General features: G+C 65.6%; 21 protein-coding genes and 1 pseudogene. 12 read left to right on the plus strand and 10 right to left on the minus strand.

The genetic code is table 11. The features are described from left to right. Nucleotides 1–19: 19 nt before the first annotated feature. Both AC5RUF_RS05200 and AC5RUF_RS05205 read right to left on the minus strand, forming a co-directional pair. On the minus strand, nt 20–796 hold the full coding sequence (locus AC5RUF_RS05200; protein WP_493996011.1) for a metal-dependent hydrolase: 777 nt from the start codon (nt 794–796) through the stop codon (nt 20–22). Between the two features lie 110 nt (nt 797–906). Then, nucleotides 907–1,422, minus strand: a complete 516-nt coding sequence (locus AC5RUF_RS05205; protein ID WP_493996010.1) for a gluconokinase — start codon at nt 1,420–1,422, stop codon at nt 907–909. Nucleotides 1,423–1,614: 192 nt separating this feature from the next. Between AC5RUF_RS05205 and AC5RUF_RS05210 the strand changes: the two genes are divergently transcribed. Next, nucleotides 1,615–2,376: a FadR/GntR family transcriptional regulator gene (locus tag AC5RUF_RS05210; protein ID WP_494129921.1), complete on the plus strand. Its 762-nt coding sequence runs from the start codon at nt 1,615–1,617 to the stop codon at nt 2,374–2,376. Between the two features lie 80 nt (nt 2,377–2,456). Here the strand turns inward: AC5RUF_RS05210 and AC5RUF_RS05215 are convergent, their stop codons facing one another. Further along, complete coding sequence (locus tag AC5RUF_RS05215) at nt 2,457–2,954, minus strand: Dps family protein (RefSeq protein ID WP_493996008.1); 498 nt, start codon at nt 2,952–2,954, stop codon at nt 2,457–2,459. Nucleotides 2,955–3,227: 273 nt separating this feature from the next. On the opposite strand from AC5RUF_RS05215, the pseudogene AC5RUF_RS05220 reads away from it, so the two are divergent. Further along, nucleotides 3,228–3,677: pseudogene (locus AC5RUF_RS05220) on the plus strand (SRPBCC family protein); the annotation flags it as partial. Nucleotides 3,678–3,912: 235 nt separating this feature from the next. Here AC5RUF_RS05220 and AC5RUF_RS05225 read toward each other — a convergent pair. Both AC5RUF_RS05225 and AC5RUF_RS05230 read right to left on the minus strand, forming a co-directional pair. Beyond that, entirely contained in the window at nt 3,913–5,397 is a 1,485-nt protein-coding gene (locus AC5RUF_RS05225; RefSeq protein ID WP_493996007.1) for an FAD-dependent oxidoreductase, read from the minus strand. 2 nt (nt 5,398–5,399) lie between these two features. Next, nucleotides 5,400–6,197 (minus strand): SDR family oxidoreductase, encoded by a 798-nt coding sequence (locus AC5RUF_RS05230; RefSeq protein ID WP_493996006.1) that lies wholly within the window; start codon nt 6,195–6,197, stop codon nt 5,400–5,402. A gap of 128 nt (nt 6,198–6,325) precedes the next feature. Here AC5RUF_RS05230 and AC5RUF_RS05235 point away from each other — a divergent pair, with 128 nt between their 5' ends. The 3 genes from AC5RUF_RS05235 (at nt 6,326) to AC5RUF_RS05245 (ending at nt 7,822) form a co-directional block, all read left to right on the plus strand. Continuing rightward, on the plus strand, nt 6,326–6,838 hold the full coding sequence (locus tag AC5RUF_RS05235; RefSeq protein WP_493996005.1) for a DUF4383 domain-containing protein: 513 nt from the start codon (nt 6,326–6,328) through the stop codon (nt 6,836–6,838). A 124-nt stretch (nt 6,839–6,962) separates the two neighbouring features. Then, nucleotides 6,963–7,523, plus strand: a complete 561-nt coding sequence (locus AC5RUF_RS05240) for a cysteine hydrolase family protein (protein WP_493996004.1) — start codon at nt 6,963–6,965, stop codon at nt 7,521–7,523. A gap of 59 nt (nt 7,524–7,582) precedes the next feature. After that, complete coding sequence (locus AC5RUF_RS05245; RefSeq protein WP_494129922.1) at nt 7,583–7,822, plus strand: DUF2630 family protein; 240 nt, start codon at nt 7,583–7,585, stop codon at nt 7,820–7,822. Between the two features lie 5 nt (nt 7,823–7,827). Here the strand turns inward: AC5RUF_RS05245 and AC5RUF_RS05250 are convergent, their stop codons facing one another. The 3 genes from AC5RUF_RS05250 to AC5RUF_RS05260 are packed head-to-tail and all read right to left on the minus strand — an operon-like array spanning nt 7,828 to nt 10,039. After that, a complete protein-coding gene (locus AC5RUF_RS05250; RefSeq protein ID WP_493996002.1) occupies nt 7,828–8,136 on the minus strand; it encodes a hypothetical protein in 309 nt (102 codons plus the stop codon). A 4-nt stretch (nt 8,137–8,140) separates the two neighbouring features. Continuing rightward, the gene (gene ku, locus AC5RUF_RS05255) at nt 8,141–9,097 is read right to left on the minus strand and encodes a non-homologous end joining protein Ku (protein WP_494129923.1); all 957 of its coding nucleotides are present in this window, start codon (nt 9,095–9,097) and stop codon (nt 8,141–8,143) included. Between the two features lie 15 nt (nt 9,098–9,112). Continuing rightward, complete coding sequence (locus tag AC5RUF_RS05260) at nt 9,113–10,039, minus strand: hypothetical protein (RefSeq protein ID WP_494129924.1); 927 nt, start codon at nt 10,037–10,039, stop codon at nt 9,113–9,115. A 175-nt stretch (nt 10,040–10,214) separates the two neighbouring features. On the opposite strand from AC5RUF_RS05260, the gene soxR reads away from it, so the two are divergent. The 4 genes from soxR (at nt 10,215) to AC5RUF_RS05280 (ending at nt 12,304) form a co-directional block, all read left to right on the plus strand. Further along, nucleotides 10,215–10,727: a redox-sensitive transcriptional activator SoxR gene (soxR, locus tag AC5RUF_RS05265; protein ID WP_494129925.1), complete on the plus strand. Its 513-nt coding sequence runs from the start codon at nt 10,215–10,217 to the stop codon at nt 10,725–10,727. A gap of 76 nt (nt 10,728–10,803) precedes the next feature. Next, on the plus strand, nt 10,804–11,322 hold the full coding sequence (locus AC5RUF_RS05270) for a flavin reductase family protein (RefSeq protein ID WP_493995998.1): 519 nt from the start codon (nt 10,804–10,806) through the stop codon (nt 11,320–11,322). A gap of 92 nt (nt 11,323–11,414) precedes the next feature. Beyond that, nucleotides 11,415–11,633 (plus strand): PLD nuclease N-terminal domain-containing protein, encoded by a 219-nt coding sequence (locus AC5RUF_RS05275; RefSeq protein ID WP_493995997.1) that lies wholly within the window; start codon nt 11,415–11,417, stop codon nt 11,631–11,633. A gap of 2 nt (nt 11,634–11,635) precedes the next feature. After that, nucleotides 11,636–12,304: a pentapeptide repeat-containing protein gene (locus tag AC5RUF_RS05280; RefSeq protein ID WP_493995996.1), complete on the plus strand. Its 669-nt coding sequence runs from the start codon at nt 11,636–11,638 to the stop codon at nt 12,302–12,304. Here AC5RUF_RS05280 and AC5RUF_RS05285 read toward each other — a convergent pair. Continuing rightward, complete coding sequence (locus AC5RUF_RS05285; protein WP_494129926.1) at nt 12,301–13,524, minus strand: L,D-transpeptidase; 1,224 nt, start codon at nt 13,522–13,524, stop codon at nt 12,301–12,303. The genes AC5RUF_RS05280 and AC5RUF_RS05285 overlap by 4 nt on opposite strands. A gap of 179 nt (nt 13,525–13,703) precedes the next feature. After that, a complete protein-coding gene (locus AC5RUF_RS05290) occupies nt 13,704–15,188 on the minus strand; it encodes an SDR family oxidoreductase (protein ID WP_494129927.1) in 1,485 nt (494 codons plus the stop codon). Nucleotides 15,189–15,330: 142 nt separating this feature from the next. On the opposite strand from AC5RUF_RS05290, the gene AC5RUF_RS05295 reads away from it, so the two are divergent. From AC5RUF_RS05295 to AC5RUF_RS05305, 3 genes are all read left to right on the plus strand, one after another. Next, nucleotides 15,331–17,955 carry an ATP-dependent DNA ligase gene (locus AC5RUF_RS05295; protein ID WP_494129928.1) on the plus strand — a complete coding sequence of 875 codons (2,625 nt, stop codon included), beginning with the start codon at nt 15,331–15,333 and terminating at the stop codon, nt 17,953–17,955. A gap of 35 nt (nt 17,956–17,990) precedes the next feature. Beyond that, nucleotides 17,991–20,465 (plus strand): phosphoketolase family protein, encoded by a 2,475-nt coding sequence (locus AC5RUF_RS05300; RefSeq protein WP_493995992.1) that lies wholly within the window; start codon nt 17,991–17,993, stop codon nt 20,463–20,465. A gap of 89 nt (nt 20,466–20,554) precedes the next feature. Further along, on the plus strand, nt 20,555–21,022 hold the full coding sequence (locus AC5RUF_RS05305; protein WP_493995991.1) for an SRPBCC family protein: 468 nt from the start codon (nt 20,555–20,557) through the stop codon (nt 21,020–21,022). Nucleotides 21,023–21,063 lie beyond the last annotated feature (41 nt).

The following is a 21,063-nucleotide window of genomic DNA, read 5'->3' on the forward strand; positions in this document are numbered from 1 at the left end:
GGCCCCTATTTCCAGCGGTCTAGCTGTAGGGCGACCAGCCCGTCAGGGCGCTCAGCGCCGCTATGGTGACACCGAAGATCGCGTAGACCGTAACGGGAACCATGATGGCCCATTCGCGCCAGGAACCCGCCGCTCCGATCAGGGGCAGTGAGAAGCAGCCGCTGCTGCGCCACAGCTTGTTGACCACCGGGAAACGGGCCAGGGAGCGCGGACGCTTGATCCGGATCGGCCAGAGCACCATAACGCCCTGATGGGTCAGGAGATCGCCCAGGATATGCACGGCGACACCCAGGCCCACGGCGACGGGCAGCCAGTCATTGTTCTCGGGTGCGTACACGGCAATAAAGGCGGAGAACGCCAGGGCCAGGAACCAGCTGCGTCCGGGGCCGCCGGCAATTTTCAGCGCCTTGAGCGCGAACCCCATCAGCAGGACGGAGAGGAGTCCGGCACCCACGGCCACTGAACCGAAGACCGGCACTTCGGCCGTCACCCTGCCCAGTGCCGTGGCCAGGGCAACAAACACGGCCAGTCCCAGCAGGGAGTGGGTGCCGCGCCGATGGCCTCCGCTGATGGTTTCGGTCAGCCGCGCGAGGATCTTGGTGATCGGCGGAAGCGAATGCGCAATGGTGCCGCTGTGGTGGTCCAGGTCCGGCAGCAGGGCGGCTCCGGCAGTCAGCAGGGCGCCGGTGACGACGCCCAGCGGAGTGACCGGATACCAGCCCAGGGCGTGCGGGGCAGTGGAAGCAACGGCAACCCATGCCGCGGCGCCGCTAGCGGCGTGGTGGCCACCCATCATGGTGTGAAAAGTCCTTCCAGAGGGCGGTGCAGGCGCCGGAGAAAAATATGAAGCTATCTATTTTTCCACGGTTTCCCCGGTGGTCCGTCCATAGCTCCCGGAAGGAGCATTCAGGCGACCGCGAATCCCAAATGCTTCAGGACCGTGTCCACGATGTCCGCCGGGAAATCGGTGATGTCAATGCGGAGGCCGTCCTCATCCGGTGCCAGCGGTTCCAGGGTGCTCAGCTGGGACGGCAGCAGCGACGGCGGCATAAAGTGGCCGCTGCGGGTTTTCATCCGTTCGGCCAAAACCTCGCTGCTGCCATCAAGATGAATGAAATGGACATCCCCGGCGGCCTGCGCGAGTACGTCACGATACGTCCGTTTTAACGCCGAACACGTGACTATGGTGCACCGGCCGTTGCCGGCCTGGGTGTCCATCCAATCCCGGATCGAATACAGCCACGGCCAGCGGTCGTCGTCGTCCAGCGGAGTGCCGGCGGACATTTTGGCGATATTAGCCGCGGGGTGGAATTCATCCGCCTCAGCGGCAATCCATCCGAGCCGCTTCGAGAGGAGATTGGCAATGGTCGTTTTGCCGGAGCCGGAAACACCCATAATCACGAGGTGCTGAGCAGTGGTCATTTTCCAACTCCTTGGAGGACGCCGTTGTCGAGGGATGTGCGAAAGCAATTCGTCACAAAGGTATCACCAAAGGGCTTCGGCGCTTCGGTAATACCCGATGGACGGCTAGGCTGAACCGGGCCCTGGGGCACGGATTCAGGGTCGGACCCGGATTGATGCAGTTCAGGGAATATAACAGGGAAAGATGCAGATATGAGCGAACACGCGGTATTCGCGCCGCAGGGAGCGGCAGTTCTTAACGCCCGGATTATCGAGACGCTTGGGCAGGACATAGTGTCGGGCGTGCTGCTGCCGGGGGACCGGCTGACCTTGGAAGGGCTCCAGCAGGACTTTGGCGTCTCCCGCACCGTGGTGCGGGACTGCATGCGGATCCTGGAAGCAATGAACCTGGTGTATTCCAAGCGCCGGGTGGGCATTGTGGTGCAGGAGCCGGAGTTCTGGAATGTCTTTGATCCGCGGCTGATCAAATGGCGGTTGCGGGGGCCCGGACGGGGAGCACAGTTCCGGACCCTGACCGAACTGCGTGTGGGCGTGGAACCGGTGGCAGCCGCAGGAGCTGCCCGGTATGCATCCGAGCAGGAACGTTCCCGGCTGGTGGTGCTGGCCGCACAGTTGCGGACCCTTGGCGAAGCGGGGGAGTTGGACGCGTTCCTGCAAGCTGACATCGAATTCCACACGCTGCTGCTGCGGGCCAGCGGAAATGACATGTTCGCTTCCCTGCAGGAAGTGGTGGCGGAGGTCCTTACCGGCCGGACCCGGCAGGGAATGATGCCGCCCCACCCGACAGAGGAGGCGCTGCACGGACATGCCCAGGTTGCGGCGGCCGTGGCCGCCGGCGATGACGGGGCAGCCCTGGCACACATGTCCGGGCTGCTCGAGGAGGTGCGCCGTGCTGTTTCCGGGCAACCGGCTCCGGGAGGAAACCGGCTGCCCAGGGCAGCCGCCCCGGTGTAGACCACTCGGTCGCCGGAGAATTCGCGGGAGAAACAGGACCGGCGCCCCGCGTGTGCGGGGCGCCGGTTGGTGGAAAAGCCCTACCGGGTGGGCTCCAGGTTGCTGTCCTCGGGGGTGACCACTTTGGCAGTGGCAGGGGTGTTTTCCGCATCCACCATCCAGGCGTACTGTTCCAGCTTCGCAATGAAGCCGTGCAGGATGTCCGCGGTAGTGGGATCCTCCTCGTCCACCTGGTCGTGCACGTCGCGCATGGTCTTCACGACTGCATCGAGCATGGCCACTACGTGGGTAACGGTGTCGCGGGTATCCACCAAGCCGGCGGGGAAGGGCGGCAGGCTGGTTCCTTCGGCCACGGCTACGCTGCGGCCATCAGGAACGGCCCGCAGGGCGCGCATGCGTTCGGCCAGTTCGTCCGCAAACGCGCGGGCGTCGTCAATGATTTCATCCAGCTGCAGGTGCAGGTCCCGGAAGTTCTTTCCCACCACGTTCCAGTGGGCCTGCTTGCCCTGGAGGTGCAGTTCGATCATGTCCACCAGCACGGACTGCAGGTTGGTGGTGAGCTCTTCGGATGCCTTCATGTTTTCCTCCGATGGTGACGAAAAATGAGTACGTACAGCACCTGCCGGGACGCCGGGATCAGACGCCGGTCCGCCGGCGCCGGCCTGTGGGTCTCCCCTCAGCCTATCGCCGGCCCTTGGACCGGACCAGAGGTTCCGGATGCCTGCAGATACCAATATAAGCAACCTTACCTTCCAGTTGAACTGGCTGTGACCCCTGTGTACGGTGAGGAGATCGGGGCCCTTGGTAAAGGGTCCGGCCAGATGCAGGATTCGCACTACCGGAGGGACAGAATGACCACCGTAGAAGAGTCAATCGATGTAGCAGTGCCGGTTACTACCGCCTACAACCAGTGGACGCAGTTCGAGTCGTTTCCGCACTTCATGAACGGCGTTATCTCCATTACCCAGCTGTCCGAAACGGCCAGCCACTGGGTGACGAAGATCGGCGGCGTTGAGCGGGAGTTCGACACCGAAATCACTGAGCAGCATCCGGACGAGCGGGTGGCCTGGAAGAGCACCGACGGCAAGTCCCACGCCGGCGTGGTGACCTTCCACCGGCTGGGTGACGCGCAGACGCGGGTGACGGTCCAGATGGACTGGGACCCGGAAACCCTGGTGGAAAAGATTGGTTCAGCCGTGGGAGCCGATGACCGGCAGGTAAAGTCCGATCTGGCACGCTTTAAGGAATTCATCGAAAGCCGCGGCTCGGAAACGGGCTCCTGGCGTGGCAATGTGGACGCGCCGGGCAACGCCGCAACCGGACCCGGAGGGACGGCCGGAGCGGCCGCCACGTCCACAAGCACCGAACGCCTTGCCGCTGCGCCGGAAGCCGATCCCGCCATGGACGATCCCGAATCCGGCGGTCCCCGCGCCGGTTTCTAGCCGGCAAAAGGCCGCCCCGCAACCGGGCGACAATAAGAAACTGCGGACGCCTCACGGCCTCCGCAGTTTCTTTTTGTCCGCTGAACCGGACCCGTCAGGCCGGATCCAAATCCTTGACGGCCGGCCCCTCGAGCAGCGACCCCGTGGAGCTGAAGCGCGAACCGTGCAGCGGGCAGTCCCAGGACTGCTCGGCATCGTTCCAGTTCAGGACACCCTTGAGGTGCGGGCACACAGCGGAAACCCGGCTGGTGTTGCCGTTGACGGTGCAGATGCCCACCGGCTTGCCGTTCTCGCGGGAGACTACGCCTTCCCCTTCCGGCGGTGCCGCCTGTGTGCCCTTGGCCAGCCCGGAGGCCCAGCCGGTGAGCATCTCCAGCCCCACCTCGGCGTTGTCCCGCAGGGTGGAAGCAGCATCCAGCGGGGCAACCCGTGGCTTGTACAGCTCACGGGCCCACGGGTTCTCGCCGCCCAGGATTTCCGCGCTCAGGGCCAGCGAAGCTGCCACCGCGTTGGTCATGCCCCACTTGTTGTAGCCCGTGGCTGCGTAGATGTTGGCGCCCATAAGCGGCAGCTGGCCCACATACGGGAGGCTCCGCGCCGGAGCGTAGTCCTGGGCCGACCAGGCATGGCTGGCCGCGGTGCCCACCTCGAAGTGGTCCACGGTCCACGCCACCAGATCGTCCACCAGTTCCTGGGTGTTCTTCTTTCGTCCCACCGTGTGCCCGTTGCCCCCGGCAAGCAGGTAGGCGATGCCGTCCACTTCCGCCGTCCGCAGTGAACGGGAGGGTGAGTCCACGGATAGGTACATACCCTGCGGCACCGCGCCGGTGACGGGCAGGGCCGCCGCATAGGACCGTTCAGGCTTCAGGACCGTGAAGTAGCCACCGCGGTCAAGGATCGGAATCCCGGTAGCCAGCACGAGGTTCCGGCCGGACACCTCACCGGCACCGGTCAGTACCGTGATACCCGCGCCCTCCTCGTGGCGTGCCCCGGTGACCCGGACGCCCTCGACCAGGATTCCGCCGTGGGACCGGAAGTCGGCGGCCAAACCGGCCAGGACCTGCATCGGGTGGATCTGGGCCTGGCCGGCAAGCCGGAGGGCCCCGGTGACGGGGAAGGGCAGCTCGGTATCGGAAGTCAGTTCGACGTCGAGTCCCGCTGCCTTGGCCGCTTCCTGTTCCTTGCGCAGGCTCTTGAGCCCCTGCTCGGTGGTGGCGTAGGTATAGGCGTCGCGGGTTTCATAACCGATGCCGTTCTCATCGCAGAAGCGCAGCAGCCAGCTTTGGCCCTGCCGGTTGGCCTCGACGTACTGTCCGGCAAGTTCCGCGTTGTGGTGGGACGTAATGCCGGAAAGGATGGTTCCCTGCAGCAGGGAGAGTTTTGCCGTGGTGTTGCCCGTAGTGACGGCACCTGCCGTGCGGGCTTCCAGCAGCACCACCTTCTGGCCGCTGCGGGCCAGCAGCGCCGCCGTGGTGAGGCCGGTCAGGCCGGCCCCGACCACCACGGTGTCGTAGGCGCTGCCGGGTTCAAACGGGTCGGAGGGGATAACGGGGGAGGAATCGAGCCAGAGAGATTTCAAGGTCAGCCTTCCCGCCAGTGAGATGAGGTGATGTGTGAGCCGCCCTGCGGGCCCATCTGGAGCATGCCGCCGTCGACCGCCCAGGACGCCCCGGTGACGTAGGACGACGCCGGGGAGGCCAGGAACGCCACCACGTCGGCAATCTCGTGGGCGTTGCCTGGCCGGCCGAGCGGGATGCCGGGCCGGTCTTCGGAGCGCGGGTCGGAATCCTCCTGGCCTGTCATGGGGGTGGCGATCTCGCCCGGTTCCACGGAGTTGGCGGTGATCCCGTAGCTGCCCAATTCCAGGGCAATGGTCTTCATCAGGCCGCCGAGTCCGTGCTTGGAAGCGGTATAGGCCGCTGCGCCGACCCGGGGCTGGACCTCGTGGACGCTGGTGACGGCAATCAGCCGGCCGCCGTTGCCGGCGGCAACCATGCGCTGCGCCGCCCGCTGCAGGCACACAAACGCGCCGCTGAGGTTGGTGTCCAGCGTGGTGCGCCAGGCATCGTAGGAGAGTTCAAGGAACTTCTGCCCGTCGCCGGTGCCGGAGTTGCTGACGAACACGTCCAGACCGCCCAACTGCTCCGCCAGGGCATCCACCACGCCGGCGCATCCCGGCAGATCGGTAGTGTCCAGATGCGCCACGACAGCGTTGCGGCCGTGCGAGCGTACTTCCCGGGCGGTGTCCTCCGCTCCTTGCTCATCCGAATGCCAGGTCACTCCCACATCCATCCCGGCCTTGGCCAGCGCGACGGCGGTGGCTCGTCCTATACCGGAATCGGACCCGGTCACTATGGCCGTTTTCGGCGCAAAGCTCATTGGTACCCCCTCATGCTGTTGGAAAGACAGTATGCTTCCCACCTTGCCCCAATTGTGCGACAGTTTAAAGTCCTGATACCGAATCGCCGCGGTCCAGGTCTCCGGTGCCGCGGAGCAGAGGAGTAATCATGGCTTATCCCAGTTACAGCTCCTCCGGCGGACTCTCGTCACGCCGGACCAATGCGCAGAAAGCGGCTATTGTCTTCGGGATTATCTTCCTGGCCATCGGCGTCCTGGGGTTCATCCCCGGGGTGACCGTCAACTACGGGCAGCTGTATTTCGCGGGGTACACGTCCGAAGCAGCGCTCCTGGGCCTGTTCCAGGTGTCGGTGCTGCACAACGTGGTCCATATGCTGCTGGGATTTGCCGGACTGGCCATGGCCAGGACAAATTCCTCCGCGAAGCTCTACCTATTGGGCGCCGGCATTCTCTATGCCGTGCTTTTCCTCTACGGTTTGCTGGTTCCGTTTGATTCCTCCGCCAACTTTGTCCCGTTCAACACCTGGGACAACTGGCTTCACGTGATCCTGGCCGTCGCGATGATCCTGCTGGGCATCTTCCTGGGCCGGCAGACCGACAACCGGGACCGGGGCACGTTCCGCAGCAGCGGCAACCCCGGAGAGGGTTCCATCCCGAACTAGGCACGGCCGCCGCCCTGGCGGGGTCCGACGGCGCGGCGTCCGTTTGACCCCGGCCAGCAGGGTGCTGGCAAACTGGGTTGCAGACACCGCCCGCACCGGGCGGCCCCGCCGAAAGGAACCCGGTTTGTCCACTGCACTCATGGTCATAGACATGCAGAACGCCTATTTCGAGAGCCCAGCCCTGCAGAAGCACCAGGAACGCCTGGTGGAAAAAACCAATGAACTCATCGACTGGGCAAAGTCCGCCGGCATTCCCGTCCTGATGGTCTGCACCGAGCATGAGCGCGACAAGTCCACGTGGACGCTGAGCATGCTGGATGATGACCAGGGCTTTATTTTCAGCGGCAGCGAGCAGGCGGAATTCGTTCCGGGCCTGGACTACGCGGACCTGCCCCGGCTGGTGAAAACCCGGGACAGCGCCTTCGTGGGAACCGACGTGCTGCTGCGCCTGCGGAACTGGGACGTCTCCACACTGGTGCTGGCCGGCGTCGCCACCCACAACTGCGTGGCGCAAACGGCCGCCGATGCCTTCGCCAACAACTTCCGTGTCCGGTTTGCCCGGGAAGCACTCGCTTCCACGAATGAGGACTACGAAAAGGCCATCCTCCAGATGCTGTCCGACGAGTACCGCCAGCCGGTGCAAAGCAACGCGGAGCTCAAGGACTTTTTCAACGAGTCCGCCTGACCCGGCCGGGCCGGGCGGTGGGGCTGGAAGTCCCTGCCCGCCCCGGTTAGCGTAGGGGCATGGACGCAGAGGAAATTCAGCACCGGATCCAGCAACTCGTTGAGCAGGAGCAGTCCCTGCGGGACAGTGACCCGGTGGCAGACCCGGAACATCATGCCGCTGCACTGAAACGGGTCCAGGAACAGCTTGACCAGTGCTGGGACCTGCTCCGGCAGCGGCGGGCCAAACTGGACGCCGGGCAGGACCCGGACGAGGCGCAGGCGCGGCCGGTGGACGAAGTAGAGGGCTACCGCCAGTAAGGGGGCTAGGCCTTCGCCTTACGGGCGTGCGCGTGGGCCGATCCGGAATCCGGACCGGAGGCGGCGGTCACCTGCCGGAGCAGGGTGGCTGCGCCGACACTCCGACGGAATCCGCTGTCGCCGCGGAACGTTTCGCCCAAGGCCCAAAGAATCAGGCTGCTCCGGCTGAGGGTTTTCAGCAGATCGGCGTTCCTGGGCTTCATGGCCATCAATGACGCCAACCCGAACACTCCCCAGCCGAGCAGGGGTGCGTTGGGCACTTTGACAATGGTCTGCCGTCCGAACTTATCCGTGAAGAAATTGCGCGATGCCATGGTTTCAGGCGCCTTTCCTGGTTTTAGCGGAGCTCTTGGTGGCTGAGGTCTTCGATTTGGCCGGCGCCTTCTTGGCGCCGTCTGCACTGCCCGATTTCGCCGTCCCGGTCTTTGCGCTGCCCGATTTTGCGCTGCCCGATGCGCTTCCGGAGGAGCTGCCGCCCGAACCGGTCTTTTTGTCCCGGTTCTTTTCCACGCTGCGGCGCAATGCCTCCATCAAATCCAGGACCTTTCCGCCTTCGTCCTCGGATTCTCCGCCGAATGTCTCCTCGGTGTCGAGGGAATCGCCCTGTTCCAGCTTTGCCTCGATCAGCGTCTTGAGCTGTTCCTGGTAGTCGTCCGTGAATCCGGACGGATCAAAATCCGAACTGAAGGAATCCACCAGGGCTGACGACATCTCCAGTTCCTTTGCGGAAATCCGGACCTTCTCATCCAGCGAGGGGAAGGAAGCCTCCCGGACCTCGTCCTCCCACAGCAGTGTCTGCAGGGTCAGGACATCGCCACGGACACGCAGGGCGCCCAGCCGGCTCTTCTGTCGAAGGGAGAACTGCACGATTGCCGTTCGGTCCGTGTCCTCAAGGGTGCGGCGCAGCAGGACGTAGGACTTGGTCGACTTGGAATCGGGCTCAAGGTAGTACGTGCGGTCGAACAGGATGGGATCGACCTGCTCGCTCGGCACGAATTCCACCACGTCGATCTCGCGGCTTTTCTCCACCGGAAGGGAGGCCAGATCCTCATCCGTGAGCACTACGGTCTGCTCGCCGTCGTCGTAGGCCTTGGCGATGTCCTTGTACTCCACCACCTCGCCGCAGATCTCGCACCGGCGCTGGTAGCGGATGCGTCCGCCGTCCTTGCCGTGCACCTGGTGCAGGCTGACATCGTGGTCCTCGGTTGCGGCATAGACCTTGACCGGCACGTTGACCAGCCCAAACGCAATGGCGCCTTTCCAGATCGCTCTCATGTAGTCCAGTGAACACTAAACTTCGGTGCCGTTGCCAGACCCGGGCTGCCCCTGCTGCAGATGCTCCCGGACCAGCCGGTACACCTGCGGGTCGGTGAAGTACGCGCTGTGGGCCTCGGGAAAGGGACAGTTGGAGGCAGCTTCGCGGTCGGTGACCGCGACCCCGCGGCCGGCAAAGACCCGTTCAGCGCAAAAGGAAAAAACGTCCCGTTCATCCCAGATGTTCAGCCAGGGCACCTTGGGGCCGTCCCCGCCCCTGCCCGGTCCCAGGTAGGCAAGGGCATCCAGCAGATAAAACCAGGGCGCCGGCGAGCCGACCGTGGCCAGCAGATCCACCCGGGGGCCGCCGGCGTCGGGAGAACTCAGCAGGTCAACCGCCGCCACCGAGCCGAGACTGTGGGCCATGACCACCACGGGAGCGTCCTGGTCCACAGCGGGAAGTGCATCGGCGATAACGGAACGCGCGGATTCTCCCCGCCGCAGATAAAACGCGATCTTGCCGAAGAAGCTCCCGGCGGCATCCGTCAGGCGGATCCGGTGGCGCACAGCGGCATCGGTGAGGGCGCCCAGCACCAGGTCCTGGAGGGTCTGCGCCAGAAGGGTGGCTTCCGGTGCGGCCGGCGGGGCCCCGGCGGATGCCGCCTGCCGCAGAGGATTGCCTTCCGTGACATCCATGCCGAACAGCGCCAGCGCCAGGGCGGCATCGGATCGGGCAGGCGGATCTTCCGCGGCGTAGCGCGGCGGCAGCGCCGGAACGGAACTGACGTCCTCTGCTGCTTCCCCGGCCCAGTCCACGGCCAGCACCGTGTATTGCGAAAGGCCGGGAACTGCGGCGATCTGTTCGCGGATCGTTTCCGCCAACTGCGGATTGGAGCGACCGGTTCCGGGCAGGAAAACCACGGTGCCGGGTTTCTCCGGCGGTCCCACGGCTACAGGCTCCACGGCATCCTCCTCTGCCGCGGCGTCCGGACGGGGCCGGGACGGCGCGTATGGACACTTTCACATGCGCCACCTCAGGACGCCAGTCCTAGGGGAGGAGCGTTTTGCTTCGCAGCAGGACGGTACGACGGCGGCGGCCGGCCGACGGATAATGGGTGCAGTTAAGGGAGGCCCAGCCGTGAGAAACAAAGCCGCGAAAGGCACGCCGGAAGACAGTGCGGCGGAAGAGCGGGATGCATTTACGCCGGGCAGCCGTGAGCGCACAGAACTGACCGTGGGACAGGTTGCCGAACGCAGCGGGGTCAGTGTTTCGGCGCTGCACTTCTACGAACGGCAGGGACTGCTTTCCAGCCGCCGGACGCAGGGCAACCAGCGGCGCTTCGACCGCTCGGTGCTGCGCCGGGTTGCCGTCATCCGCGCCGCGCAGCAGGCGGGCATTCCACTGGCGGTCATCCACCGGGCCTTCGCCGAACTCCCCCCGGACGGAGTTCCGGACCAGGCGGACTGGCAGCGCTTGTCCGCCGCCTGGCGCCAGGAGCTGGACTCACGGATCCGCCACCTTCAGGCACTCCGTGACCGGCTCGGCGGCTGCATCGGCTGCGGCTGCCTGTCCCTGGCTGAGTGCCGCTTCGTGAACCCGGAGGATGCCTCTGCCGATGAAGGCACCGGAGCCCGGGCCTTCGACGTCTGACGATTTGACCTCAACAATGGTTGAGGTTTTACAGTCGAGGTATGCCCTCGCTGGGCTGGTCTGCGGAAGGACACAAATGACGCGGAATACGGCTCTGTGCGAGCGGAATGTAACGGAAGCATTCAAGGATGCCTTCAGGGCGCACCCTGCAGGGGTGGCAATCATCACCGCCAAGGACGGCAGCCGTCCGGTGGGGCTGACCGCTTCCTCGGTCTCCTCCGTCTCCGCCGAACCACCCATCCTTTCCTTCTCCCTTGCCTCCACGCACGGCACGGCAGGTGTCATCGCCGCCTCCGAGACCGTCGTCGTCCACCTCCTCGGCGCCGAAAACGCCGAACTTGCCACACTCTTCGCGCGGCAGGGTGCGGACCGGTTCGGTTCCACCCCCACCCGGACCCTGCCCGGCGGCGAACCTGTGCTGGAGGATGCGCCGGTAGCCCTGCGCTGCCGGATCGACGGCAGGATTCCGGTGGGCGGCTCCATCCTGATCGCGGCATCCGTGCTGGAAATCCTGCCGGGAACCACCGGCCAGGAACCGCTGGTGTACCACAACCGCAGCTACCACCGGCTGGGGCGGCACTCACTGCTGGGATAGTGCGCGCCGCTGCTCCGTGTCCGGGTAGGGAACAACAGTGCAGTCCGGAATAAGCTGAATGCCCAACCAAAAGCTCGACGGAAGGCACGGCGATGGCGAAAAAGAAGCTGAAGGACCTTAGTACCGGTCAGAAAAAGGGCCTCGGTGTCCTGACCGGTCTCCAGTTCCTGCTCGCCGGGGCGGCGCTGCGGGACATCTGGCGGCGTCCGGCCGACTCGGTCAACGGGAGCCGCGGGCTGTGGACCCTGGCCTGCGGCATCAACTTCGCCGGGCCCATTGCGTACTTCCTCTTCGGCCGGCGCAAGGCGTAGACGTGCCACGGCAACAAACCGGCACGGGAACCAAGGCGCCGGTAGTGGATACGTTGCGCCTGCAGGACCTGGCCGACGGCGCGGGAACGGCTCCGGGACGCCACCAGGAAGCCATGGCCTGGTCCGGTGAATCCTTTGCCGGCTTTGACCTGCATGGGAGCGTCTTTTCCGAGTGCTCCCTGGAATCGGTATCCCTGGACGATGCCGACCTGACGGCGGCCCGCTTCCTGGAAACCCGGTTGGAGAACCTCTACGCACCGGTGTTCCGTGCGCCGCGGACCACCTTCCGGGACGTGGAGTTCAGCAACCCGCGCCTCGGCTCGGCCGAGATGTACGGCGGCGGGTGGAACTCCGTCCGGGTGGACGGCGGGAAGATTGACTACCTGAACCTGCGGGGCTGCACCCTGACCAATGTCCTGGTCACCAACTGCATCATCGGTGAACTGGACCTGGACGGTGCACGGCTGAACCGTGTGGCCTTCCGGGACTGCCGGATCGGCAGCCTCCTGCTGGGCAACGGCGGTTCAGCCGTGCACGCGGACCTGCGCGGATCGGAGTTCCGCAGCATCACCGGCTTGGCCGGGCTGAAAGGCTTCACCGTGGATGAAGGACAGCTGCTCCAGCTGGCGCCGCTGCTGGCCGACCAGCTGGGGCTGCGGGTGGAAGCCTAGGGCTGACCCGCGTACTGGTCCCAGGGGATGTTCCAGTCGCTGAATCCGTCATCAATCGGGACGGGGCCGGCCTCGGTGTTCAGGACCTGCACCACGTCCCCGGGCTCGAACGTGTCAAAGAAGTACTTGGCACCCTCGGCGGACATGCCAACGCAGCCGTGCGAGACGTTGATCCGGCCCAAGGCACCCACGGCACCGTCCAGCGCCTGGTGGACAAACACCCCGCTATTGGTCAGGCGGCTGGCCCATGAGGCATCAAACGGTTCGTAATAGTCCGGGTCGCCCGGCTTCAAGCCGATGCTTTCGGCACGGAACGGCAGCTTTTCATGCTGGCTGACCACTACCTGGTAGCCGCTGGGGGAGGGCCAGGTGGGTTCGCCGAGCGTAACGGGGAACGTCCGCACCAGCTGGCCGTCAATGAACACCTGCATGGTCTTGGTGATGTTATCCACCACCGCCAGGCGGGTGTTGTGGGTGTTGAAGGTACGCGTTTCGTTGAAGTTGCCGATCATGCCGTTGCCGAAGTCCACGCCGAACAGCTGCATATCCACGGTGATGGCACTGTTGGGTGCCCAGAAGGCCTCCGGGCGGTAGCGGACCTTGTTGTCGGTGACCCAGTAGAACGCACCGGTCTGTCCGGAGGTGCTGGTGATCTTGATGGCCTGCTCCACCGCGTCCTTATTGGTCACCGGCTCGCTGAAGTTGATTTCGATCGGCTGGCCCACGCCCACCACGGCGGCGTTCTGCGGGTACATAAACGCATTGGCTTCGTTGGCCGGCTTCACCGTGTCAAAGCTCTGCGACTTGGTGGTTTCCTTGCCCGCCTGGTCGGTGAGCACCACCTTCATGGCGTAGCTCGTGTTGAAGGACAGCGGCGCATCGGCGGTCCAGGTGGTCTTGTCGCCGGAGAAAACGCCCGGCACGTCGTCGCCGCCCGTGGCCGGTGCGAGGCTGACGGACTTGATGGTGGCGTTGGTCGCCGTCACGGTGGGCATCACGGCGGGATTGACCTCCACGGCTCCGTCAGCCGGCGTCGCGGTGATGGAAACCGGTGCCGCGCTCACGGAAGGGGATGCGGATGCGGATGGCGCCGAAGGACTTTCGGCGTCTGCCCCGCCCAGCAGGCCGCCGGCATATGCCGCCCCAATGCCGCCTCCGACTACCAGCACACCGGCGACCGCGACGGCCACCATCCACTTACGGCTCTTCTTTTCCTGCACGTCGCGATCCTGCACGTGGCGGTCCCCTCATAGTAAAAGCCGTCAGTCTGCCCGGACGCAGCGGCGGCACCAATCAAGCAGGCCGGCGTCGCCGGTGCCCATTGTCCTACCGATGATATTCGATGCCGCCCCCGGCAGGTTCCTGCGTTATGGAACTGCGGCCAAAGCCGGGCCGGAACCTAGGCCGGCCCGGCCAGCCGTGCAGCCTGACGGGTGATGTTCCTGGCCATGGACGGGAAGATCAGCCCGTGGAAGGGTGCAATGAGCCACCAGTACATTCTTCCGGGCAGCCCCTTGGGGAAGTAAATGGCCCGCTGGCGGTAGAGGCTGCCGCCCCGGCCGTCGGGATCCACCCGCATCTCCAGCCAGGCCTTGCCGGGCACCCGCATCTCGGCCCGCAGCCGCAGCAGGGTGCCGCGCTCCAGCAGTTCCACCCGCCACCAGTCCACCACGTCTCCGGTGAACAGTGTGGTGGGGTTGCGGCGGCCGCGGGTCAGGCCCGCCCCGCCCACGGTTTTGTCCAGCACTCCGCGGATGGCCCAGGCCATGGGCAGCGAATACCAGCCGTTGCGCCCGCCCACGCCTTCAATCACCTGCCACACCGCCGCCGGATCCACGGCGGCCTGCCGCTGCCGGGAATCCACGTACACCGTCTGGCCGGCCCAATCAGGGTCGCTCGGCAACGGGTCCGACGCCAGATCGGACGACGCCGACGCGTTGGCCCACGTGGTTTCCACCTCGCCGCGCTTTTCCTTGCCCAGGGCACGCCGGACGGCGTCGTGGTAGCCCGTCAGACCGCCGTCCGGCAGCGGCACGTACCGGTCAATATCGTGTTCCTTGGCCACGGCGTCGTGCTGCAGGGACTCGACCAGGGGCAGTGACATGGACCGGGGAATCGGCGTCACCAGGGCCACCCACAGGCCGGCCAGCCGGGGTGCCGGAAGTGGCAGGGCGTAGATGCGCCGGCGCCGCAGCCCCGCTTCTTCGGCATAACCGTTCATGATGTCCGCGTAGGTCAGCACCTCACGGGAACCGATGTCGAAGGTACGGTTCACGCCGGCCGGGATGTCCACGGCCCGGACCAGGTAATGCAGTACGTCCCGCACGGCGATCGGTTCGATCCGGCGGCGCACCCAGCTGGGCGCCGGCATCACCGGCAGTGTCTCGGTCAGGTGCCGGATCATTTCGAAGGATGCGGAACCGGAACCGATGACGACGCCGGCCTGGAAGACCACGGCGGGCACCTTGCCTTCCAGCAGGATCCGCCCCACTTCGGTCCGGGACTTCATGTGCGGCGAAAGCTCGCCTTCATCCGGGTGCAGCCCGCCAAGATAGACAATCCGCTGCACGCCGGCCTCAGCCGCGGCGTCCGCGACGATGTGCGCAATGGCAGATTCCTGGTTGCTGAAGCCCTTGCCGGAGGCCATCGAATGCACCAGGAAGTACAGGGTGTCGATGCCCTCGAAGGCAGCGGCCGCAGAATCCCGGTCCGACAGATCACCCTTGACCACTTCGACGTCGCCCGCCCACGGGACGTCGGAGAGCTTTTCCGGCGACCGGGCCAGGACCCGGACCCGGTGCCCGTCCTCTAGCAGCAGCGGAACCAGGCGGCCGCCGATATAGCCGGTGGCGCCGGTGACCAGGACATGCTGGCGATCAGTCATTTTCCCAACATACACACGGGGGGCGGCCTGCGGTCAGGGCTGCCGGACGCTCTGCGCGAAACCCGGCCGAACCGGCCGAAGAATGATAAGCCCCCTGATGAAATACTGGCATTTGCCCGGCATCCCGGTAAGACTAGGGGGCATGGCGACAGGCGGAGGGAAAAAGCAGGAAACGGTCAGCGTGGAGGGTCACCGGCTCCGCCTGACCAATCTGGACAAGGTGCTGTATCCGGAAACCGGGACCACCAAGGCGGATGTCATTTCCTATTACGCCGCCGTAGCCGAGTACATGCTGCCGCACTCGCGCAACCGTGCGGCCACCCGCAAACGCTGGGTGCACGGCGTCGGCACGCCGGAGCATCCCGGGCAGGTGTTCTTCCAGAAGAACATCGAGGACTCCGCGCCGTCCTGGGTCAAGCGGTTTCCCATCGAGCACAAAAGCGGCACCAACATCTACCCGCTGGTCAATGATCTGGCCACCCTGACCTGGCTGGCGCAGTCCGCCGCCCTGGAGATCCACGTACCGCAGTGGCAGTTCGGCCCGCGCGGGAAAATCGGCAATGCGGACCGGATGGTGCTGGACCTGGACCCGGGCGACGGCGTGGGCCTGGCACAGTGCGCTGAGGTTGCGCGCCTGGCCCGTGCCATTCTGGGCGACATGGGATTGGACGCCCGGCCCGTGACCAGCGGCTCGAAGGGGATCCACCTGTACGCGGCGCTGGACGGCAGCCAGAGTTCCGACGACATCAACGCCGTAGCCCACGAGCTTGCCCGTGCACTGGAGGCCGACCATCCCGACCTGGTGGTCAGCGACATGAAGAAAACGCTCCGCAAGGGCAAGGTCCTGGTGGACTGGAGCCAGAACAACGGCAACAAAACCACCATCTGCCCCTATTCACTGCGCGGCCGGTTCACCCCTTTGGTGGCCGCCCCCCGGACGTGGGAGGAGCTGGAGGACCCGGACCTGTCCCAGCTGGACTATGAACAGGTCCTCGAACGCGTCCGCGGCGGGGCCGACCCGCTGGCGGGCATGGAGAGCGGAGCCTTCGAGGAAGAAGCACTGGAGGAAGCCATGGAAGACACCGGCGGCTCCGACGCCGGGGATGCGTCCGCCGACCGGCTGACCAAATACCGGAGCATGCGCGACGCCGGGAAAACGCCCGAACCGGTGCCGGAGGAACCCTCCGTCCCGTCCGAGGGCAATTCCTTTGTCATCCAGGAACACCATGCCCGCCGGCTGCACTGGGACTTCCGTCTGGAGCACGACGGCGTGCTGGTTTCCTGGGCGCTGCCCAAGGGGCCGCCGTCGACCTCCGGCAAAAACAACCTGGCCGTGCAGACCGAGGACCACCCGCTGGAGTACGGCAAATTCGAAGGACATATTCCCAAAGGGGAATATGGCGGCGGCGGCGTCACCATCTGGGACCACGGCACCTACGAGCGGGAGAAATGGCGTGAAGGCAAGGAAGTCATCGCCGTGCTGCACGGCCAGCCCGACGGCGGCCTGGCCCGGGACGGCGCCGCGGACCGGCGCTACGCGCTGATCCACACCGGCTCCGGCGGCGACAAGGGCAACAACAACTGGCTGATCCACCTGATGAAGGATCAGCCCAAACCCGGTGAAAAGGGCACACCGGATGCCGGGGACGAACCGGGTGCTCCGGCCGGGGCAAATGGAAAACGCTCAGGCAAGGCGCAGGAAAAGCCGTCAACCCCCCAAGCCGCCGTAGCGGCTGCGTCCCGCACATCAGCCACCGCAGTGGACGCTTCGTCCGGTGGCGACCCGGATGATGCCTCCGTGCCTGCCGTGGAGCCGATGCTCGCCACCCTGGGCACGCGGGCGGAGATCAATAACGACGACGAGTGGGCCTTCGAGATGAAGTGGGACGGCGTCCGCGCCGTCGTCACCATCACCGAAGAAGGCACCCGGCTGATCAGCCGCAACGGCAACGACATGACCGCCGCCTATCCGGAACTGCAGGACCTCAGCGCCCACCTGAACGGTGAACGGGCCGTGCTGGATGCGGAAATCGTGGCACTGAACAAGGCGGGCCGGCCGGACTTCGGGATGCTGCAGCCGAGGATGCACCTGACCAAGCCGCGCGAGATCGCCGCCGCCGCGCAGCGCACCCCGGTGCACCTGATGGTCTTTGACCTGCTCTGGCTGGACGGCAATTCCCTGGCGGACCTCACCTACGAGCAGCGGCGCGAAATCCTCGAAGCCGCAGTGGAAGCCACCCCGGACGGGCACCTGCAGGTACCGCCGGCCCTGGACATGGGCATGGACGAGGCCGTGGCGGCCAGCAAGGAACTGGGCCTGGAAGGCGTGATGGCCAAACGGCGGTCCAGCACCTATTCCCCCGGCCGGCGCTCGAAGAACTGGCTGAAACTGAAGAACCAGCTCACCCAGGAAGTGGTGGTGGTGGGCTGGCGGCCCGGGCAGGGCAACCGGCAGAACAAGGTGGGTTCCCTCCTGGTGGCCATCCCCGACGGGGTGGACCTGAGGTATATCGGCCGCGTGGGGTCGGGCCTGAGCGAAAAGGACCTGGCGCTGATCGGCCCGCGGCTGAAGAAAATGTCCCGCAAGACCCCGCCGCTGAACGATGTGCCCAGTGCCGACGCCTCCGATGCCCAGTGGGTCCGGCCGGCGCTGGTGGGCGAAGTGACCTTCTCCGAACGCACCGGCAGCGGAAAACTGCGCCACCCCGTGTGGCGCGGCCTCCGACCGGACAAGAAACCCTCCGACGTCGTGGTGGAGACCGTGTAGCCACGGCGCCGCCGCACCCGTGAAAGGACCGCACGATGACTGAAAGCAGCACCGCCGGAACCGAACGAATCCCCGGCACGGAACCGCACCCCGACGGCGACCTCTCCGGCGTCGACGCCTGGTGGCGGGCGGCCAATTACCTCTCCGTGGGGCAGATCTACCTGCGCGACAACCCGCTGCTGCGCCGGGACCTGGACGGTTCGGACGTCAAGGCCCGGCTGTTGGGCCACTGGGGTACGACACCGGGCCTGAACTTCATCTACGCGCACTTGAACCGGCTGATCCGCGAACAGCAGCGCAAGGTCCTGTTCATCACCGGCCCCGGCCACGGCGGACCGGCGAACGTGGCCAATGCGTGGCTGGAAGGGACCTACTCGGAGATCTACAGCCACGTGGGCCAGGACGAGGACGGGTTGCGGACCCTCTTCCGCCAGTTCTCCTACCCGGGAGGGGTCCCCAGCCATGCGGCTCCCGAAACGCCGGGATCGATCCATGAGGGCGGTGAGCTGGGATATTCGCTGGCGCATGCGTACGGCGCCGTGTTCGACAATCCGGACCTGATTGCCGCGACCGTGATCGGCGACGGTGAAGCGGAAACCGGCCCGCTGGCCGCGAGCTGGCATTCCAACAGCTTCCTGGATCCGGCAGTCGACGGGGCGGTGCTGCCCATCCTGCACCTGAACGGCTACAAGATCGCCAACCCGACCATCCTGTCCCGGATGCCTGAGGAGCAGTTGCTGAAACTGCTCGAGGGCTACGGCTACCGGCCGTACGTGGTGACCGTGGAGGATCCTGCGGCGGTACAGCAGGCGCATGAGGACTTTGCGGCCGTGCTGGAGACCTGCCTGGCCGAAATCACCGCCATCCAGGCGCCTTACCGCAACGGGGAACACCCCGCGGCGGATGTGCCCGGCGCGGACACCGAGGAGGAGCACGCGCCGCGCTGGCCCATGATCGTGTTCCGCTCGCCCAAGGGCTGGACCGGACCCGGCGTCGTCGACGGCCTGCCGGTGGAGGGAACCTGGCGCGCCCACCAGGTTCCGCTGGCTGAAATCCACGAAAAACCCGAACACCTGTCCCAGCTGCAGGAGTGGATGCGTTCCTACCGGCCGGAGGAACTGTTCGACGCCGAGGGACGGCTCGCGGCAGGGGTGGCCGCGCTGGCCCCGCCGGGTGACCTGCGGATGAGTGCGACGCCGTATGCCAACGGCGGGCGGCTGCTGCAGGACCTGCGCCTGCCGGACTACGCCGACCATGCGGTGAAGATCGACTTCCCGGGTTCGGAGCGTGTCAGCCCCATGTTCAATCTGGGCGGCTATCTGCGGGAGGTGATCCGGAAGAACCCCGCCAATTTCCGGATTTTCGGCCCTGATGAGACTGCCTCCAACCGGCTGCAGTCCGTGTACGACGTGACGGACAAGACCTGGCAGCAGCGGATCGACGAGCTGGACGAGCACCTGGCCCGCAGCGGACGCGTAGCCGAAGTCCTCTCCGAACACCTCTGCGAGGGGTGGCTGGAGGGCTACCTGCTGACCGGCCGACACGGGGTGTTCAACTGCTACGAGGCGTTTGTGCACATTGTGGACTCGATGTTCAACCAGCACGCCAAGTGGCTGAAGGTCAGCCAGTCCCTGAGCTGGCGGCAACCCATCGCGTCATTGAACTACCTGCTCTCCAGCCACGTCTGGCAGCAGGACCACAACGGGTTCTCGCACCAGGACCCGGGCTTCATCGACCACGTGGTGAACAAAAAGGCCGACGTGATCCGGGTCTATCTGCCGCCGGACGCCAACACCCTGCTGGCCGTGGCCGGACACATCCTGGACACCCGGGACCGGGTGAACGTGGTGGTTTCGGGCAAGCAGCCGGCTCCGGTGTGGCTGAACCCGGAGCAGGCTCTGCTGCATGTGGAGCGCGGCATCGGCATCTGGGACTTCGCGGGCAGCGAAGACGGCCGGCCGGGTCCCAAGACCGACCCCGACGTCGTGATGGCCTGTGCGGGGGACGTCCCCACCTTGGAAACCGTGGCCGCCGCGGCGCTCCTGAAGGAACAGCTGCCCGAGCTGAAGATCCGGGTGGTGAACGTGGTGGACCTGATGGTGCTGCAGGATCCGCGGGAGCATCCGCACGGGCTCTCCGACCGGGATTTCGACACCCTGTTCACGCAGGATCGGCCGGTGATTTTTGCGTATCACGGCTATCCGTGGCTGATCCACCGGTTGACCTACCGGCGCACCAATCATGACAACCTGCATGTGCGCGGTTACAAGGAGGAAGGCACCACCACCACGCCGTTCGACATGGCCATGCTGAACCAGATTGACCGGTTCCAATTGGCCATCGACGTGCTGGACCGGGTAGCGTCGCTGGGATCGACGCAGGCGTCCTTCCGGCAGTATCTGCAGGACGAGCGGGCACGGGCCCGGCAGTACACCCGCGACGAGGGGCAGGATCCGCCGTACATCACCGGCTGGAACCTGCAGGAAGCAGAGCAGGACACGCCCGGCTAGCAGCCGGGCGCGGCACGCACAGGCTTCGGCGCCGGCTCACCGGCCGGCCGCCGTGGAAAAGTACGATCCATCCATCGAAGGAGAGTTCATTGACCACTGATCAGACGAGTGTTGTAGTTTCCCGGGTCATCGACGCCTCGGCAGCAGACATTTTCAACCTGTTGTCCAACCCCGAGCGCCACCACGAGCTGGACGGCTCCGGCATGGTGGTTTCGGATGAGAAGACCGACCGCATCACGGCCTCGGGCCAGGTCTTCACCATGAACATGCACAACGAGAAAATGGGCGACTACCAGACGGAAAACCACGTCACCGGGTACGACCACAACAAGATCCTGGCCTGGCAGACGGCCCCGGCGGGCACCGAGCCCAAGGGCTGGCAGTGGGTCTGGGAGCTCCAGCCCGAGGGCGCCGACTCCACCGAGGTCACCCTCACCTACGATTGGTCCCACGTCACGGACAAGGAAACCCTGAAGAAGGTCTCCTTCCCGATGGTGTCCAAGGATGACCTTGAGGAATCCCTGAACAAGCTCGCGGCAGCGGTTTCCGGAGCCTAGCGTTCCTTAATGACGACGGCGGCCGGTTCCCCTCATGGGGA

This window comes from Arthrobacter sp. Y3224198, from assembly GCF_059090025.1.

Bases quoted from the DNA above. Each gene is read 5' to 3' on its own strand.
- AC5RUF_RS05275 (WP_493995997.1), top strand. From the start codon at position 11,415: ATGGCGAAAAAGAAGCTGAAGGACCTTAGTACCGGTCAGAAAAAGGGC.
- AC5RUF_RS05250 (WP_493996002.1), bottom strand. From the start codon at position 8,136: ATGGCATCGCGCAATTTCTTCACGGATAAGTTCGGACGGCAGACCATT.
- AC5RUF_RS05245 (WP_494129922.1), top strand. From the start codon at position 7,583: ATGGACGCAGAGGAAATTCAGCACCGGATCCAGCAACTCGTTGAGCAG.
- AC5RUF_RS05300 (WP_493995992.1), top strand. From the start codon at position 17,991: ATGACTGAAAGCAGCACCGCCGGAACCGAACGAATCCCCGGCACGGAA.
- AC5RUF_RS05290 (WP_494129927.1), bottom strand. From the start codon at position 15,188: ATGACTGATCGCCAGCATGTCCTGGTCACCGGCGCCACCGGCTATATC.
- AC5RUF_RS05205 (WP_493996010.1), bottom strand. From the start codon at position 1,422: ATGACCACTGCTCAGCACCTCGTGATTATGGGTGTTTCCGGCTCCGGC.
- AC5RUF_RS05295 (WP_494129928.1), top strand. From the start codon at position 15,331: ATGGCGACAGGCGGAGGGAAAAAGCAGGAAACGGTCAGCGTGGAGGGT.
- AC5RUF_RS05270 (WP_493995998.1), top strand. From the start codon at position 10,804: ATGACGCGGAATACGGCTCTGTGCGAGCGGAATGTAACGGAAGCATTC.
- AC5RUF_RS05215 (WP_493996008.1), bottom strand. From the start codon at position 2,954: ATGAAGGCATCCGAAGAGCTCACCACCAACCTGCAGTCCGTGCTGGTG.
- AC5RUF_RS05235 (WP_493996005.1), top strand. From the start codon at position 6,326: ATGGCTTATCCCAGTTACAGCTCCTCCGGCGGACTCTCGTCACGCCGG.
- ku (WP_494129923.1), bottom strand. From the start codon at position 9,097: ATGAGAGCGATCTGGAAAGGCGCCATTGCGTTTGGGCTGGTCAACGTG.
- AC5RUF_RS05230 (WP_493996006.1), bottom strand. From the start codon at position 6,197: ATGAGCTTTGCGCCGAAAACGGCCATAGTGACCGGGTCCGATTCCGGT.
- AC5RUF_RS05210 (WP_494129921.1), top strand. From the start codon at position 1,615: ATGAGCGAACACGCGGTATTCGCGCCGCAGGGAGCGGCAGTTCTTAAC.
- AC5RUF_RS05200 (WP_493996011.1), bottom strand. From the start codon at position 796: ATGATGGGTGGCCACCACGCCGCTAGCGGCGCCGCGGCATGGGTTGCC.